Raw genomic sequence first — 15,201 nt, 5'->3', positions numbered from 1 at the left:
TTAAGAAAAATAATTATCATTAAATATAATTTCAGTACTGCACCAATAAGGCCCATATAATGAATTAAGCTTTTGGGTTAGCTTAAATTTATCCCCATATTTATAGGCATTAGGTAAGTAGATAATATATTCCCAAGCACTAGTACCTAAAGGATCACCAGTAGTAGAAGTTCCTAAGATAAAGTTTCCTCTAGAGGTTATTAGGTGCTGTATATTGAAACAATTTAATACTAGACTTAATACTTCTTTAGATCCCTTATTAGGCCATATATTAGTGTATGAATTAGATATCAATAATCTTTTAGTTTGAGTTACCCAAGTTTTATCCCAATAATCCCCTGTGAAACCAGTTAAAGGTGCTAAGAAGTCTAACCATTCTGGATCACATAATAGAGGATTTAGTTGTCTAGGTAGGTCATCAATCTTTGCTTTAGTTCCTACTAATAATTCATCAAAATAGCTTGTGAGCCATTCAGTAATTTCATTAGTCTGATAGCACTCAGGTAATCTACTATATATGGGTTTACTAGTAGCCCATGCAGTCTGCGTCTGCATTATATAAAACCTCCACTGGGCGGGTCTCCGGCTCCCCGCAGAGATTCATACACTACACCATTCTTATCCACTAATTGCATGAATAGAGAATAAGGGTAAGGTAGTGTATAGTCATTAGGTATAGGGATATTTGAAGGAGTTCCATTTATGCTGAGGGTTCCTCCATCTACAATTACACCTGTGTTCCTTAGAGCGTAACCAACTTCAAAAAATAATATGTCTTTACTTAATGGGTAATAACTAGGGTTTAAGTAATCTTGGTATGCTTCCCATAAAATATCAAAGGCTTCTTCTGGGTCAACACCAGGAGATAAATTATATTGTAATTCTGCACTAATGGGTAATAATTCTACAGGACTAGCATAGAGGCTAGTACCTAGTTGAATTCTATTTGATAACTGAGACTTAACATAGTTAATTTGAGCATCATTTGCAGGTTCACCATTTGAGTTTAGGAGAAATAAATGAACTGCTCCTAATTCTCTAGTAGTCTTATCTCCAGCAAGTAAACCTATAGCTTTACAGACTGAACCTTCACCTAATAAAGCTTCAGCAGCTTGTTCATAATCATCAGCAGAAACTAAGTTTCTAAGTCTAATTTGAGTAAGTGCCTTATTAATAGCAGAAGCCTCACTTTCTAAATCTGAGCCACCTGATGCAGCTTCAATATTAGTAACACCTGCCAGGTAAGTTAAAGGTTGAGTTATTCCAGTAATAGAGTATGCCGCAATGTTGTACTCAGAACCTACTTCTTCAGCAGTAGCTGTTACACTACCTGATACTAAACCTACAGGAATTACCAAAGGTGCATCAGTGAAGAATGAAAGTTTACCTTGGCTATCAACTACTTCAAAACCTTCAGGGATTGTGAATATAACACTCTGAGGAGAGCTAATATTAAAAGTTAAAGTGGTTTTAGCTTTGGTTCCAGAACTACGAGTAACCCCAGTAATCTTAAGAAAGTCAATTACTAAAGCTAAAGGTAATTGATTTATATAGTAAAGTAATTCAGCCCCAGCAAAAGCTTGACCCTGTATTAAAGCTGCAATGGGAGAATTCTCTGTGAAGTCATTTAATAAGCCACCAGAGGCGTTGTAGACTTTTAATTTAGCTTGTTCTACAATATCAGTCTCATTAATCGGGTCAAGGGAAATTGAATTTAATATAATATCAGCCATGTTTAAATAGTAATTTTTATAGGATTTTGTTCAAGTTCTCCATAAGACCAATACACTAAGATTACAGCTTCACCTTGGTCATTTATTGATCCGTCAACTTCAAATTCAGCATTAGGAATGTATTTTTCTAACCCTGTTTTAAATTCAGAAGTAATAAGATTAATATTTGAAATACTAGTAAATAGAGAATCAGTTCTTCCATAATTAGGAACCATTACCCTTTCATTAGTTTCAGTTTGAAGCCAGCTAAGGATGTGTCCTTTGATTAAATCAGCTTCACTAGCTACAACAAGATTTCCTCTCACTGGGTCAATAGTAAGAGGAAAATTAATACCTTGAGTTATCATAAATTTCTGTTATCTAATATATATAGATGTCCCAATGATTAATAACCCCTTGTAACTAAATGGTCGCCCCTAGAGTCAATCGCATCTGTGGTACAAATTTGTTTACCATTTATACTCATTCCACCACAGTTAACAAAACTGATAGTAGACCCGCCCATATTGAAGACCCAATTACCACTAACTTTACTAGTACCATCTGCGCCTAATTCAATGTAGTTGGTAGGGCCAGCTTGAAGTCTGAGATAGGTGGTTGCTTGAAGCACTAAGGCATTTAAGCAGGTCATCATGATGTCTCTTTCACTTGACACATTAAAGCCCTTACTAGAGTCAAAATTGACACTATCTGGAGTGGTAGTATTAATATCACCCCCAGCTTCAATACTCATACTATTCTCAACTTTAAGAGAATCATCTCCGCTAACTTCTACTGTTCTGTTACCAGGGGTAGTAGAATAATAATCGCTAACAACATCTTCTTTATCTTTAGGAGGATTGGTGTCATTAATTACAGGTAAGTAGTACCCATTACTTTCTAATCCGTCTACAAAGAAAACTATTACTGTTGAATTAATGGGTGGTAAGTTAGCATCAACTCCAGGGGCAATATCAAGTCTTCTAATCCAATCACTTTCTAAAGTTGGGGATGATGGAAAGGAGATTTTTATCCGTCTTTTATTTAGCGGATCTGTATTCTGCACACATATACCTAATGTGGGATAAGGCATCCTACCCTGCTGATCGAGCGCAATTTGATTTGCTAGCTTGCTCTGATTTAATATTTCAAATATATTATTCATTATCTTAATCTGTAGTAAATAGTTTTTACTTTATAAAAGTTTTCATAAAAGCTAGCTGGTGATTCCCAAATAAACTTTCTTTTTGTAGATGAGTTGGAGATGATTTTGTCTCCCAAAACTATACCTATATGTTGCCCATTAGAACCATTCCAAATAGCAATATCCCCTGGTGAAGCTTCACTAGAATTAATCCTTACACCTTTACCAGAATCAAGACTAGATTGAACTACAGCTACTGCATCTGAGTTACCCCAAGGATTAGCAATATTAGCTTTTTCAAGTACTCTATTGACTGCCCAAACACAAGCTACGTTACCTTGACCTGGGCCAGCAGTAGTATCTAATCCTCTACAAGCAATAGCAGCATCATAAAGAGTTTGATTCTTTAAGGTGGCTGTAGTAGAATTTGTGGCAGTATTTGATGTAGGTTTAGTTTCTTTAGATATAGTATTTCCAAAGGTGGGACTAATCCCCCAATAGCATCTAATGGTGGTAATGTTGTTATCTTTAATCCAGCCTCTAGCTTTACTAAACTCCGCTAAAGTATGCGGGGCAATACAACCTGCACTACCTGGTGAGGTACTTCTATTAGCATCTAAATGGAATCCTATTGCACTTCTAGTTGTACTAAAAGTAGGATTCATTGGGATAAAGATTGCCCCGACTCCAGCAGATGCCCCAGGGACTTCAGAACCTAAATTATATAAACCTTCCTCGCAAGGATCACCACTACCAGTAGTAGTCCCACCTGGCCCAGCAAAGGTTTGATTACTACCATTACCACTTGAGGCATTAACTGAACCTTTAACATTACCCTGTGCGTCAATAAGTAAAACATTGAGAAGTTCTAATCCCACTTCATCTTTTTTACCTGTTCTGACCACTAATAAATAGGGGCTTCCAGTAGCCTCAGCTTTAGCAACATTTTCAGTTGTTGTGTCAACGATTGAATTTGTAATAGATTTAACTGAAGGAATATCACTACTTGTAGATTTGTTTTTCAAAGGAGAATAACAGGTGGCTCTACTAACAAAACTTCCACCAGAGTATGTATGAGTAATGGAGTCAACTACCCACATCCTGTCAAGGAACTTACTAACTCCTTTAGTTTGAAATAAGGTGTCAGGGTCAAGTGTTAAAACTTCAGGAGTGGTAGGGAATTCAGTTTGAGCTAAGATGCCCTTAATTCTGCTTTCATTATTTACTCGCTGACTATCAGCAGTATCAGTAGCTCCTGTAGTTGTAGGAGCAGGAATAGGACTTATAGCCCCTGTGGTGGAAGGTAGATTATCTCCCCCTGTGCCAACAACATTTTCCTTTTTCTTTTGAACCATTGCTCCAGAGTCAGGGTCAATCTCAAATTTACGCTCACCAGTTGAAGTGGTTTCACCTGGTTTAGATGACCTTGCACCCCCTGAACTTGAAGTCTGAGCTTGGTGAGAGACGGTAAATACACCTCCCATATTTGTGCCATATTCGCATATAAAAACATTCTGGTCAGCTTTTAAACCTTTGCGTGGGCCTATATATAGAGTTGGCCCAACACAGTGAACTCTATAACCAATTCTTCTAGCTTCAATTAGTAGTGCCTCATAATCTGTGAGTCCTCTTTGAGGGAATCTAGTATATAAGGGGCCATCTTCAGGCATCTCCAGTTTCATTCCATAATTCGAAGTAATCTTTTGGGCTATCTTTTTAAAAGTCAGATTAGTATAAACAGTATTCCTAACTCTCTGAGTCAGAACCCAGGTGGCAGCAGTTCCAGAAAACTCAAGAGCATCAGGTTCAAATAGGGAAAACTTAAGTCCAGTGTGAATGAAAGAATAAGCTGCGATCGCTTTACCCCCATAACCCATCTCAACTGTAATTTGGGCACCTGCTAGAGTCTTAGCAATTGGTGTAACTTGAGTAGCAGGGGATTGAGAAGCTGCTACTGAGGAGGCAACGTTAGAAGTAGGGGTTACTCCAGAGGTGGCACTATCAAAAGCTTTAATTATCTTCAGCGCAATAGGTAGTAAAGTATCATTTAAAGTTTGATAATTACCAGAACTAACAGCACTTTGGGTTATGGAAGTTAAAGCAGCCCCAAGGTTAGTTACTTCTAATAGAGTTATTCCTCTACTGGGAGCGCTTAAAGCTTGTCTATGAGTGAAAGAATAGGAGCCAAATTCATTAGCTAAGGAAACATCTATTGTGGATAGAGACTTACCGCTAAGGTCATATTTACCACCTGGAATTACACCTGACCTACCTGCTGGTTCATCACAATGTATCTCAAAAGCATAAGCACCTGTTTGTTCCTTTAATGTTTTGATAGCATCCTGGTAAGCTCTACGGGTTGCATCACTTCTACCAGCAGGTACTGTGGGAGCAGTCACCACTGTATACCCAGCTTGAGGTAACTTAGTAAGTAACATCTCAGTCAACTTATCATTGACTACAAATTCTAGAGTTCTAGACTCACCTTTGTAGGTTACTGAAGAGGTTGCAGTGCCATTGGTGCCACTACCTGAAGCTCCGTCAGCTACATGTCCAGGAACCACAATAATTGACTTTGTTGCTGGTAGTAAAGCAGTAGGCCAATCATTTACTTTAATAGAAGATAGTTGAGAAGTTTTAGCTTGATTACTTTGTTGAGTTGCAGTCTGTTCTTTAGTTTGATTACTAGTTGATGAAGCAGAAGTAGTCGTGGAATTTTCTACTAATTCAACTTTAATATTATGTAGCAAGCCAATAGCATTAGCAGCTTGAAATCCTTTAGTACCTGTTAGCTCATTAAATGCTCTAGTAAAAAGGTCAATACCTCTATTACCTAAAGTAGTATGAGGCCCCCAATCTTGGATATCACAGATAACAGATTTACCATTATCTAAATTTGTGACTTTTACTTTGTCGCCAAACTTGAGGTCAGTAAACATACCCTGAGAGCCAAACTGTCTAGCAGCAGCAGGGTTGTTATATCTCATTGCACATCCAAAGGCTCTATCAGGGTAAAGAATGTTATCTCTAGACCCTGTGGTGTCATTGAAAATACTAGCGGTAGTTTTCTCAAATAATACTTTACCAATGACCCCTACTCCTGAATTAGCATCAGGAATTGCTGAGTTAGTAATTGAGGTTACAGAAGGAGTAGAGCTTACTGATTTAGAAGCTTCTACTGGGTCTAAACCACCTGCACTTTCAACGTATGTAAAGAACTTATCTACGAGAGTCTTCTTAGGGTCATAGATAGTGAAATTACAACTTGATTGAGCTTTACCCTCCCCTAATGTTACAGATGCCTTAATGAGCTTCCCGTCGCCAATTGTGAATGTTTCTGCTTCAGTACTACCTTTAGAACCTATAGTAATTCTTAAATAAGGATTTAGGAGATATTGACCTGAATTAGTATTTTGATTATTAATATAAGACATAATTTAAGGCAGCACCCATGAGATTAATTGCCACACATTTTGTTGATCAGCAGTACCTTCTTTAGAACTTTTTAATTTAGATAAAAGTTCATTTTGTGAGGTAGGAGCAATACCTTTAGCTAAACCAGAAAGGGATATATTTACATCTCTGAGAATATTCTCTTGACTAGTGCCCAATAAATTTAATATAGTTTGGGCTTCTCTTGATTGAGTAATTTCAGTAATAGTAGATTGAACTTGGTTATTAATATTTGATATCTCAGTAGAGGCAGCTAATCTAAATTTACGTTCAGCTACTTCTGGATTAGGAATAGTTAAAGTCTGCCCCACCTTAATTGCTTTGAAGATATCAAGGTCATTCATAGTGGCTAACTCCCGCCAAGCTGTTGAATCACCTAATACTTCATTAGCAATCTTAGTCAGGGTAAGCGCATCTAATTTGGTATAAAGAAAACTTGACAAGTTCTAGAAGATAGTATTAATGAATGTGTAAAAAATAGACTTGACGACCGAGCAAGATCAATGAGATGAATTCAATTACTCGATTGAAAATCTCCTGGAGCCAAATTGATGTCAGAGGGCTTTGAAACTAAATCTGCTGATAGTGTCAAAAATACTCGTTGTCAGCCAAAATCAAGAAAAATAGCAGACATTGGCAGTATTCAACAAAGTCTAGTTGAGCATTTCTCGGATATCAAAGACAAGAGAGTAGAGCGGACGAAGAAACATCAATTCACAGATATCTTAGTCATCGCAATTTTAGCAATCATAGCTGGAGCACAAGGGTGGGAAGACATCGAGAATTATGGCATCAGCAAGCAAACATGGTTAGAAGAGTTTCTGGCATTACCAAATGGTATTCCCTCAGATGATACATTTCGACGAGTGTTTGAGTTGATCGACCCAGAAGCATTAAATCGATGTTTCTTGAGATGGGTAGAAACCCTAATCACAAACATGGGAGGAGAAATTATCCCCATAGATGGAAAGACAATTAGGGGTTCTTATGACCGCAATCAAGGTCAAAGCGCACTCCACCTTATAAGTGCCTGGGCGAGTGAGCACAGTTTAGTGTTGGCACAAGTGAAAGTAGAAGATAAATCCAATGAAATCACCGCCATTCCAGCACTGTTAGAAATGCTAGACATCTCTGGCTGTATCATCACCATTGATGCAATGGGAACACAAACCGAAATTGCCAAACAGATTATCGCCAAAAAAGCTGATTATGTCCTGGCACTGAAAGCCAACCATCCCATGCTCTATTCTCAAGTCAAAGAATGGTTTGACAAAGCGCAAGCAGAGCAATTTTCGGGGATTAATGTTAGTTATGACAAACGGATTGAAAAAGCACATCATCGCACGGAAATTCGTGAAGTTTGGACTGTACCCATTGCGGCTATCGGTGAGCTTTATCAACCCAAATTATGGGCAGGTTTGCAATCTCTAGTTATGGTTGTCCGTGTTCGTCATCTTTGGAATAAAACTACTCGTGAGGTTCAGTTTTATCTCACTTCTTTAAACAGTGATGCTCAAATTATCGGTCGGGCTATCCGAAAACACTGGGGCATTGAAAACGAGGCTCACTGGACTCTCGACTGTACTTTTGCAGAAGACGCTTGTCGCATTCGTTCTTTCCACAGTCCCCAAAATTTTGCTCTTTTACGACGCTTCGCTCTCAATGCTCTTAACCGTGAACAGACCTACAAACGTAGTCTTCGTCAAAAAATGAAACGCACCGCTATGGATAACAATTATATGATTCAGGTTCTCAGTTGTTTCATTGACAATACTTTAGATTCTTCTGATTCCTTGTGTCAAGCCTGATTGAGATGCTCTTACCCTGGTTGTCCGTGTTCGTCATCTTTGGAATAAAACTACTCGTGAGGTTCAGTTTTATCTCACTTCTTTAAACAGTGATGCTCAAATTATCGGTCGGGCTATCCGAAAACACTGGGGCATTGAAAACGAGGCTCACTGGACTCTCGACTGTACTTTTGCAGAAGACGCTTGTCGCATTCGTTCTTTCCACAGTCCCCAAAATTTTGCTCTTTTACGACGCTTCGCTCTCAATGCTCTTAACCGTGAACAGACCTACAAACGTAGTCTTCGTCAAAAAATGAAACGCACCGCTATGGATAACAATTATATGATTCAGGTTCTCAGTTGTTTCATTGACAATACTTTAGATTCTTCTGATTCCTTGTGTCAAGCCTGATTGAGATGCTCTTACCCTGCCCCTGTAGGGAGTTGATTTGAAGGGATTTCTAATAGTGTAAAATCTAATCTGGCTTCTGCTACTTCACCACCTAACCAAGCTGTCTCAGTCCATTTGATATCTGTTATAACTGCTGGGCCAAAACTATCCTTACCCCATTTAAAAGTCACAGGAGAGGGAGCATACTTACCTTTAGCTGGATCTGCCACCATTAGGGCTTGAAGTCTCTGTAGAAGAAGTTTACAACTTTTGCCCTCACTATGACTTTCTAGTAGTAGGTTACTCAGTTGTAAAGTCAACCCAGAAGTGTAACCATATTGTTGAGAGGGAGTAGAAGTTAACGCAGTAATCCCTTGGTTATACTTAGCACTTCTGCTGAATGATTTCTCCTCTGGGTTATATAAAAATGAATATATAACTTGCCCTAATTCATCTACAAGATAAGCATAGATATCCGTTATATACTCAGCATTAGGCAGACCATTAAGTACTTTAGTATTGATTGACATATATTTAAAAAAATAAACCCTCCCTTTGTTAAAGGAGGGAAGAATTATATAGTAATTGAAGCTTATATAGCGGTAGCTAAGTTATTTTGGCTATAGCTATTCCATTTATCTGCAATATGCTGCATCATTGCCTCAGCCGTCTCTTCAGGATTAGTAGCAGCATGAATTACTATTGAACCAATACTTAGCCCACCTCTACCCACAGAAGAAGCTAATTGAGACTGCTGCTGTCTGTTAAGGATAGACTCAGTTGAGTTAGCTATCACAATACTAGCACCAGCAGGGGCAGCTTTTTGCTCTCTACTAATAGCTGACATTAATGAACCAAGATTAAGTCCGTTAGCATAATTATTAAGTTTTGAAGTTACAGTAGGGTTATCTATTTCCCTGATTTTTCTCGCTTTCTGTAAATTATCTAATGTTGGGTCAGATTGAATGTCTGCTACTCTTTGGTTCTTAGTAGATTGGTCATCCCTTCCAGTTAATTTATTAAGGAAGCCATCTAGGAAATATGTTATCTCATCAATAACATTACCTATCTTTTTACCTAAAATATCTATTGGGGCAGTGAATGCTTTCTTGAATACTTCTATAACAGAATTCCAATCTATGTTAGCTAAGAAGACTCCTAGACCTGTAAACATTCCACCAATGATACTAATTACTGTATCAAAAATAGCTCCTGTATCTATCTTCTCTAAGAAGTGTAATACAGTGTTTAATACATTAGCTAGGACTACCCCTAAGCCACTAAAAATATTACCCCAGTCTAAACTACCTAATGCTTTGAAAGCTTTATTAACTATTTCAGATAATCTACTTCCCCAATCAGTAGAGATAAGAAAACTACCTATACCCTTAAATAATCCACTTAGAGAATCTCCAAGTAACTTAGCAATATTTCTGAAGTCTATGGTTTCAAAGAAGATTACCAGTTCATTAAATTTAGAAGTTAGCTGATTACTAATTCCACTAAATATTGATGCCCAATCTAAACCTCTAAGATTGCTTATTCCATTATTAAGTATATTACCTAAGCTTTTACCTAACCCTCTGAACTCGAATAAGTTAGAGATGAATGAGCTAAATTTTGATTTTAATTGCTCTGCATTAGCGCTTGAAGAATTAGTAAAACTTAAAGTAGCATTTAAACTTTCAACCCACTTAGTAACATTATCAATAGCCCCTTTAAGGTATTTTAATATTCCATTAGGGTCAATCCCTAATTTAGTTAATACACTACCTACGGTGTTAAATAATCCATTATCCCCTAGTAAAGCTTTTAGGGTGTCATTGAAAGCATTTAGAACAGATTGGTTGCCTTCTGTCTTGTCATCTAAATCCTTAAGTAAACCAAAAATACCTTGAGAGGGATTAAATAATTTATCCTTAAGTGATTCCAGTAATCCACTAACTGAATTACCCGCAGCTTTAATAGTATCTTCAGTAACAAGTTGACCCTGAACTGCTTCAAGTATTTGCTTCCTTTCCTTAACAGTTAAGTTCTCTAACTTCTTAGCAGATTCAGACAATTTCTTTTGTACTAAACTTAAGAAAGCTGGATTAGCTTCAGCAAATAGTAATTTTTCTAACTCAGCTATTGAGCTACCACCAAGGAATTTTGCGGTAAACTTGGAGACATCTTTTGAAGCAACATTAGAGGCTGCACCTAAGAAGCCTAAACCTCTAGTGATGTTGGTTAAACCATCAAGAAAAGCTCCCTCATCCAATACACCATTGGCATCCACAAAGGCGGGAATCAGATTATCTTGAATAAATACCTAATGCTAGTTTTTTATATTCTTCTGTACTGCCAGGTAAGGCTGCTGCTATCTTATTAAGACGACCATCTAAATTACTAAATACCTTTTCAGCATCTGCAAAGTTACGCCCGGTTAAGGCAGCATAAGTAGAGGCTGCTGAGATATTATTTAACTGAATGTCAGCCGCTTCTTTAAATTTGCTAGTTAAAGCTGATACACCTTTTGATAAACCTGCTGACAATGCTTCAGATAAAAGATTTGCTCTAAGGGTAGCTCCCTCAATAAGTCCTGTTAATCCTTTAAATACCCCAGAAGCATTATCCTTGGCATTTAAAGTTACGGTAATATTGTTGCCATTTGTTGCCATTTATTATTAAACCATTTCCATTTGGTCTTCAGAGAATCCCCACTCTGCTAACTTACTTTCCTGTTGCTTATTAGCTTTTTCATTTTGCTGGTCAATATAAAGATAAAGATGATAGAGACAGTCAGATATTTCCATCTCTCGCATCATAAAGTAGGAGGGGCTAAGATGCCCCCCACAGGCTATCATTAGTAATTTATCAAGTTCTGTAACTGTAAAGTAAGGTTGCCCTTGAACACTAATCCTTAGCTTTGCTTCCCAAATAAGCAAGTTTATCTCGAAAGTAACCAATAGCAGCAGCTACCCTCTCAATATCTTCTAACTCTAGAATATCTAATAATTCTTCAAAGGATACTTTAGATTTCTTACCAAACTTAGTAACACAAAGAGAGGCTAACTTCAGAATAGCAAAGCTATTAGTTTTATACTCTTCAGGGGACGATTTAAGAAAACCTTCAAGTAGTAAAAATTGTTTAGCTTTAGGGGATTTAACTTGTACTGAGGTACCATCAGTTAACTCAAAATCAACTGTCTGTTCATCTTGGTTATAGACAGCTTCAAATTCATCAGTCTTCTCTACTTCAGGTAAAGGAGCCTGAAGTTTATCTAATTCTTTTACTTCTTCAATTACTAATTTTCTAGCCATTATCTTTAATTATTTATTATGCAAACGTAGCAGATTCATAAGAGAACTCAAGACTTGTCACAACAGTCTTAGAGCCATCTCCAGTGTCCACAGAAGCCATCAATTCTGAGCTAGCAATCCTACAGCCAGTCAGCTTCCAAGACTTAGTTCCACGACCTTGTACTTCACCAGTTGAAGAACGTTTAATAGGAGTAATGCTCATATCAAATACATCACCTTCTTCATGGTCTGCAAGGAAGCTATTGATAGCATCATCAGATTCAGGGTCATAAGGCTTTGTGACGGTGACATTAGCATTAGACTTTGTACCACCACCAGCAGTTCTTTCAACTTGGCTCAAACCATCAGTATAGGTAGGGCGTTTGTAAGTAGTCTTGATACCACTGAACGTTGTCCAATAAACATTAGGAAGCAAGGTTAATGAGATGGTAAAATCAGAGTTAGCAACAGGATTAATCGTTGATAAAATTGCCATATTTTTATTTATTTTATTAATAGTTTAAGTAAGCTAAAGATAGCCTTTAGCCTACAGGGTATTAGATTAGGCAGTAGCAGCAGGTAGTTGAGTAGCAACAGTCTGAGCCTGATTTAATGGTAATGTACCAATACTCACTCTGATTGTGTTAACTAATAGCTTCTCTAGAGCAGGTGCAGGAACTGCATATACTTCTAGAATCACATTTCCTCTTTCCAACTCTTCTTGAGTGTTATTAGTAAAGTTACAAATAACTTCAAAAGCAGCAGCTTCAGTAGCACCAAAAAGCAATCTACCACGCCACAATCTATTACATACTGAAAAAGCTGTTTGAGAGATTGCATTTAGCAACAAACCAAACCCATCAATGGAACTGAAAAGGTCATTATCAAAACCTGATCTGAGGGTTCCATTAAGAACGTTCATAATGACTCTAGTAGGTAAGAAAGTATAGAATTCACTAGTAGAGCGAGTTCTCATACCCCAAACTACAATGCCTTTGTTTCTCAGGTTTCTGATAACATTAACCCCAATAGGATTGAGGATTTCTTGCTGTTGAGTATTAACTTTGGTTACTACATCAAGGACTCCTAAAACTGGGAATTTAGCACCAGCACCAGGTTGTTGTAAACCTTCCTCTCTGAAACGTCTTGTGTGCAGACCAGCTACAGCAGCAGAAGGTGGAACTACAGTACTTTCAAGGTCTATTAGATAAGGATAGAAGAGCGCAGAGTGACCTTGGGGGCTGTTGTATAGCAATGCTTCAGTTTGAGCTTGAGCTGGGGTTAAACCTACACCTGGGTCAATCAAGGCAACCCAATCAAAAGCTTCATCACTAGCTTGTGCTTCTAAAGCTAAACCAACTGCTTGACGGTCAGATTGTAGACTTAACAGTTGGAATGCTTCAGGAGCAAATATGAATCCTTGTGTGTAAGCATCTTCAGCGTCAAAGCTGTTTTCAATGGCGTAAACATAGTCAATGGCAGCAGGGGTTGTAGGAGTGGTGATTGCTGAGGCTAAATTTGTACCTACTGTCAAAGTTGGGCTAGCAGCAATAGGGTCATCATTGCGTACTATTAATGTGTCTGTAGCAAGTTCAGCCTGTGCTGTCACTAGGTTAGCCACTGATGTAGAGTTGACAGCAGCGATTAAACCAGAGACGATATCAGGTTTTGTAGGCGTACCTGTGGCTACATAATTTACTGCTGTACCAGCAATGGTTACTGTATATGTACCAGCTACTGCTGTGGATACTGTTACTGTACGTCTAACAGCAATAGGGGTGCGGATAAAGAATACAATAGCTCTTTTATCATTTCTGAACAAAAGGCGGATTGCCGCTTCACTAGGAGATGCGCCAAATTGATTTGTGAAATCTACTAAGCTGCTTACTTGAGCTGGATAAAGATAAGCTCCAGTTGCTGAGGAACCAATAATATAATGAGTCTCAAAACTAGCAATTTCAAGGGAACGGTATCCTTGGGTCGTCTCTACAATGCGTACACCAGGACTTTTAAATGAAGTGAATAAACTTGTCATATTATTTAATAATATTAATTGTTGAATCTTCTACATAAGTAGAAGTATTGCTTTTTATAAATTCAGGTTTGGCTCTATTAACTCTAATAGTTATTTCAGATAAAGAAGGTGGACTTTCAATATTGTAATAATCAGCAGGTTGAATACTTGAGATATCAGGAAAATCAGTTGTATTGAAAACTACATCAAAAGCAAAGTTAAGGTTTACTAACCAATCCCCATCCTGTTGAGCTATCCTTTCTACTGTTATTGAATCTTCTACTTCAGCAGGTTGAAATGATTTAATATTCTCATCTGGTAATTGAAGTAGTGATAGTAAATGTACAGTACTTAGTACTCCCTCTAAACCACTAAATGGTAATACATCATAAGCTAAATCGTGTGGAAATCTATAGGTGATTCTATAAGGCAACCTGACTGAAGTTTCTATTAAGTTCAGCCCCACTCTCTTATGAACTAAATTTTGTATTGGGAGAGCGATCGCACTACTACCTGGTTGATAATTATTTGAAGTAGGGCTATATACCCCTTCTGGTATATCTAAATCCCAAGCGTCAATCTTCACCCTAACAGCTAAGAATTCTTTAACCTTTTGATGGGCTAACTGTATATTCATTTCTTATCTCTCTGTCCAGTTAAAATCAATTTATATACAGTAGATTGGGTATCATCTACATAAACTAAACTATAAATATTAGGGTTATCAAAAGATTTAGTAGTAGGATTAGAATAAACAATAGTTCCATAAGTTACTGGAGGATCTAAAATAAACATTGCCCTAGTCTTACCCTCTGGTTTAAATAATGTAATAGGGTAGACTTTTGGAATCTCTACTTGTAGATCGTTAATAGATATATAAATTGAGTCAGCCCCAGGAATTGCTATCTGTAGATTGACAAATCTAGGGGAGACTGAAGTTATATAAGCTTTAGGATTTATTAAAGTATCTTCTATACTGGGAGCGCGGGTAATAGGGTCTGTTATTGTGTGTCTTACTACTAGATGTCTACGCTGCGGAACCCCTAATTTTTCTTCTACAGTTGCCAGCTTATTTTCAATTTTAGCTAGCTTTTCATATAGGTTCATTTGAGTTTATTGATTCCTTTAGCTATATTCTGTTCTAAGTTCTCATTAATAACAGGTAGTGACCTATTCACCATTTGCACTTTCTTTTCAACATAAGGTGCATAAATAACAGAGTTTGATAACGTTACTGATTTCCTGTTTACAGTTGTAAGCCAACCTGATTTCAGTGCCCCTGATTTTACAGGAGTAACATTCTTTACTGTATTCTTTGCAAAGTCTGCTGTCTCTTTTAAAGCACTCTCTAATATCTTTTTAGTAGTGACTTTACCTTCAAATAGTGGGCCAGAAGCCTTGATGGTGTAATTAAACAT

Annotated in this window: 17 protein-coding genes and 1 pseudogene; 2 read left to right on the top strand and 16 right to left on the bottom strand. The window is 37.5% G+C overall.

What is annotated here, in order from left to right:
- Genes GTQ43_RS30770 through GTQ43_RS30745 form a run of 6 tightly spaced genes read right to left on the bottom strand, consistent with a single transcriptional unit; the run spans position 1 to position 6,653 of the window.
- Entirely contained in the window at positions 1 to 555 is a 555-nt protein-coding gene (locus GTQ43_RS30770; protein WP_265276421.1) for a phage tail protein, read from the bottom strand.
- The gene (locus GTQ43_RS30765; protein WP_265276419.1) at positions 555 to 1,733 is read right to left on the bottom strand and encodes a baseplate J/gp47 family protein; all 1,179 of its coding nucleotides are present in this window, start codon (positions 1,731 to 1,733) and stop codon (positions 555 to 557) included. Before GTQ43_RS30765 ends, GTQ43_RS30770 begins: the two co-directional genes overlap by 1 nt.
- 2 nt (positions 1,734 to 1,735) lie before the next feature.
- A complete protein-coding gene (locus tag GTQ43_RS30760; RefSeq protein WP_265276418.1) occupies positions 1,736 to 2,080 on the bottom strand; it encodes a hypothetical protein in 345 nt (114 codons plus the stop codon).
- 38 nt (positions 2,081 to 2,118) lie between these two features.
- Positions 2,119 to 2,877 (bottom strand): phage baseplate assembly protein V, encoded by a 759-nt coding sequence (locus GTQ43_RS30755; protein ID WP_265276417.1) that lies wholly within the window; start codon positions 2,875 to 2,877, stop codon positions 2,119 to 2,121.
- Positions 2,877 to 6,290 carry a hypothetical protein gene (locus tag GTQ43_RS30750; protein WP_265276416.1) on the bottom strand — a complete coding sequence of 1,138 codons (3,414 nt, stop codon included), beginning with the start codon at positions 6,288 to 6,290 and terminating at the stop codon, positions 2,877 to 2,879. The genes GTQ43_RS30755 and GTQ43_RS30750 overlap by 1 nt, the downstream gene beginning before the upstream one ends.
- A 3-nt stretch (positions 6,291 to 6,293) precedes the next feature.
- Positions 6,294 to 6,653 carry a hypothetical protein gene (locus GTQ43_RS30745; RefSeq protein WP_414859146.1) on the bottom strand — a complete coding sequence of 120 codons (360 nt, stop codon included), beginning with the start codon at positions 6,651 to 6,653 and terminating at the stop codon, positions 6,294 to 6,296.
- A 207-nt stretch (positions 6,654 to 6,860) separates the two neighbouring features.
- Here GTQ43_RS30745 and GTQ43_RS30740 point away from each other — a divergent pair, with 207 nt between their 5' ends.
- Together GTQ43_RS30740 and GTQ43_RS30735 are read left to right on the top strand one after the other, a co-directional pair.
- On the top strand, positions 6,861 to 8,117 hold the full coding sequence (locus tag GTQ43_RS30740; RefSeq protein WP_265270955.1) for an ISAs1 family transposase: 1,257 nt from the start codon (positions 6,861 to 6,863) through the stop codon (positions 8,115 to 8,117).
- Positions 8,118 to 8,136: 19 nt separating this feature from the next.
- Positions 8,137 to 8,508 (top strand): annotated as a pseudogene (locus GTQ43_RS30735) (ISAs1 family transposase); the annotation flags it as partial.
- A gap of 11 nt (positions 8,509 to 8,519) precedes the next feature.
- Here the strand turns inward: GTQ43_RS30735 and GTQ43_RS30730 are convergent.
- The 10 genes from GTQ43_RS30730 to GTQ43_RS30685 form a co-directional block, all read right to left on the bottom strand.
- Positions 8,520 to 9,017: a hypothetical protein gene (locus tag GTQ43_RS30730; RefSeq protein ID WP_265276414.1), complete on the bottom strand. Its 498-nt coding sequence runs from the start codon at positions 9,015 to 9,017 to the stop codon at positions 8,520 to 8,522.
- A 62-nt stretch (positions 9,018 to 9,079) separates the two neighbouring features.
- Positions 9,080 to 10,765 carry a hypothetical protein gene (locus GTQ43_RS30725; protein ID WP_265276413.1) on the bottom strand — a complete coding sequence of 562 codons (1,686 nt, stop codon included), beginning with the start codon at positions 10,763 to 10,765 and terminating at the stop codon, positions 9,080 to 9,082.
- Positions 10,766 to 10,781: 16 nt separating this feature from the next.
- A complete protein-coding gene (locus GTQ43_RS30720) occupies positions 10,782 to 11,147 on the bottom strand; it encodes a hypothetical protein (RefSeq protein ID WP_265276412.1) in 366 nt (121 codons plus the stop codon).
- 6 nt (positions 11,148 to 11,153) lie between these two features.
- Entirely contained in the window at positions 11,154 to 11,414 is a 261-nt protein-coding gene (locus GTQ43_RS30715; protein WP_265276411.1) for a hypothetical protein, read from the bottom strand.
- Positions 11,383 to 11,790, bottom strand: a complete 408-nt coding sequence (locus GTQ43_RS30710; RefSeq protein ID WP_265276410.1) for a hypothetical protein — start codon at positions 11,788 to 11,790, stop codon at positions 11,383 to 11,385. The genes GTQ43_RS30715 and GTQ43_RS30710 overlap by 32 nt, the downstream gene beginning before the upstream one ends.
- A 16-nt stretch (positions 11,791 to 11,806) precedes the next feature.
- Positions 11,807 to 12,265: a hypothetical protein gene (locus GTQ43_RS30705; RefSeq protein ID WP_265276409.1), complete on the bottom strand. Its 459-nt coding sequence runs from the start codon at positions 12,263 to 12,265 to the stop codon at positions 11,807 to 11,809.
- Positions 12,266 to 12,331: 66 nt separating this feature from the next.
- On the bottom strand, positions 12,332 to 13,804 hold the full coding sequence (locus tag GTQ43_RS30700) for a phage tail sheath subtilisin-like domain-containing protein (protein WP_265276408.1): 1,473 nt from the start codon (positions 13,802 to 13,804) through the stop codon (positions 12,332 to 12,334).
- 1 nt (position 13,805) lies between these two features.
- Positions 13,806 to 14,420: a hypothetical protein gene (locus GTQ43_RS30695; RefSeq protein WP_265276407.1), complete on the bottom strand. Its 615-nt coding sequence runs from the start codon at positions 14,418 to 14,420 to the stop codon at positions 13,806 to 13,808.
- The gene (locus tag GTQ43_RS30690) at positions 14,417 to 14,890 is read right to left on the bottom strand and encodes a hypothetical protein (RefSeq protein ID WP_265276406.1); all 474 of its coding nucleotides are present in this window, start codon (positions 14,888 to 14,890) and stop codon (positions 14,417 to 14,419) included. Before GTQ43_RS30690 ends, GTQ43_RS30695 begins: the two co-directional genes overlap by 4 nt.
- Positions 14,887 to 15,201: an HK97 gp10 family phage protein gene (locus tag GTQ43_RS30685; protein WP_265276405.1), complete on the bottom strand. Its 315-nt coding sequence runs from the start codon at positions 15,199 to 15,201 to the stop codon at positions 14,887 to 14,889. The genes GTQ43_RS30690 and GTQ43_RS30685 overlap by 4 nt, the downstream gene beginning before the upstream one ends.

This window comes from Nostoc sp. KVJ3 (genome assembly GCF_026127265.1).
Taxonomy (GTDB): Bacteria; Cyanobacteriota; Cyanobacteriia; order Cyanobacteriales; family Nostocaceae; genus Nostoc.
Note: the sequence above shows the minus strand (reverse complement) of the source record. Positions and strands in the feature narration are given on the sequence as shown.

Excerpts from the sequence above, each read along its gene's own strand:
- GTQ43_RS30710 (WP_265276410.1), bottom strand. The coding sequence starts at position 11,790 with ATGGCTAGAAAATTAGTAATTGAAGAAGTAAAAGAATTAGATAAACTT.
- GTQ43_RS30770 (WP_265276421.1), bottom strand. The coding sequence starts at position 555 with ATGCAGACGCAGACTGCATGGGCTACTAGTAAACCCATATATAGTAGA.
- GTQ43_RS30765 (WP_265276419.1), bottom strand. The coding sequence starts at position 1,733 with ATGGCTGATATTATATTAAATTCAATTTCCCTTGACCCGATTAATGAG.
- GTQ43_RS30750 (WP_265276416.1), bottom strand. The coding sequence starts at position 6,290 with ATGTCTTATATTAATAATCAAAATACTAATTCAGGTCAATATCTCCTA.
- GTQ43_RS30745 (WP_414859146.1), bottom strand. The coding sequence starts at position 6,653 with ATGAATGACCTTGATATCTTCAAAGCAATTAAGGTGGGGCAGACTTTA.
- GTQ43_RS30690 (WP_265276406.1), bottom strand. The coding sequence starts at position 14,890 with ATGAACCTATATGAAAAGCTAGCTAAAATTGAAAATAAGCTGGCAACT.
- GTQ43_RS30730 (WP_265276414.1), bottom strand. The coding sequence starts at position 9,017 with ATGTCAATCAATACTAAAGTACTTAATGGTCTGCCTAATGCTGAGTAT.
- GTQ43_RS30760 (WP_265276418.1), bottom strand. The coding sequence starts at position 2,080 with ATGATAACTCAAGGTATTAATTTTCCTCTTACTATTGACCCAGTGAGA.
- GTQ43_RS30685 (WP_265276405.1), bottom strand. The coding sequence starts at position 15,201 with ATGTTTAATTACACCATCAAGGCTTCTGGCCCACTATTTGAAGGTAAA.
- GTQ43_RS30705 (WP_265276409.1), bottom strand. The coding sequence starts at position 12,265 with ATGGCAATTTTATCAACGATTAATCCTGTTGCTAACTCTGATTTTACC.
- GTQ43_RS30700 (WP_265276408.1), bottom strand. The coding sequence starts at position 13,804 with ATGACAAGTTTATTCACTTCATTTAAAAGTCCTGGTGTACGCATTGTA.
- GTQ43_RS30740 (WP_265270955.1), top strand. The coding sequence starts at position 6,861 with ATGTCAGAGGGCTTTGAAACTAAATCTGCTGATAGTGTCAAAAATACT.
- GTQ43_RS30720 (WP_265276412.1), bottom strand. The coding sequence starts at position 11,147 with ATGGCAACAAATGGCAACAATATTACCGTAACTTTAAATGCCAAGGAT.
- GTQ43_RS30695 (WP_265276407.1), bottom strand. The coding sequence starts at position 14,420 with ATGAATATACAGTTAGCCCATCAAAAGGTTAAAGAATTCTTAGCTGTT.
- GTQ43_RS30755 (WP_265276417.1), bottom strand. The coding sequence starts at position 2,877 with ATGAATAATATATTTGAAATATTAAATCAGAGCAAGCTAGCAAATCAA.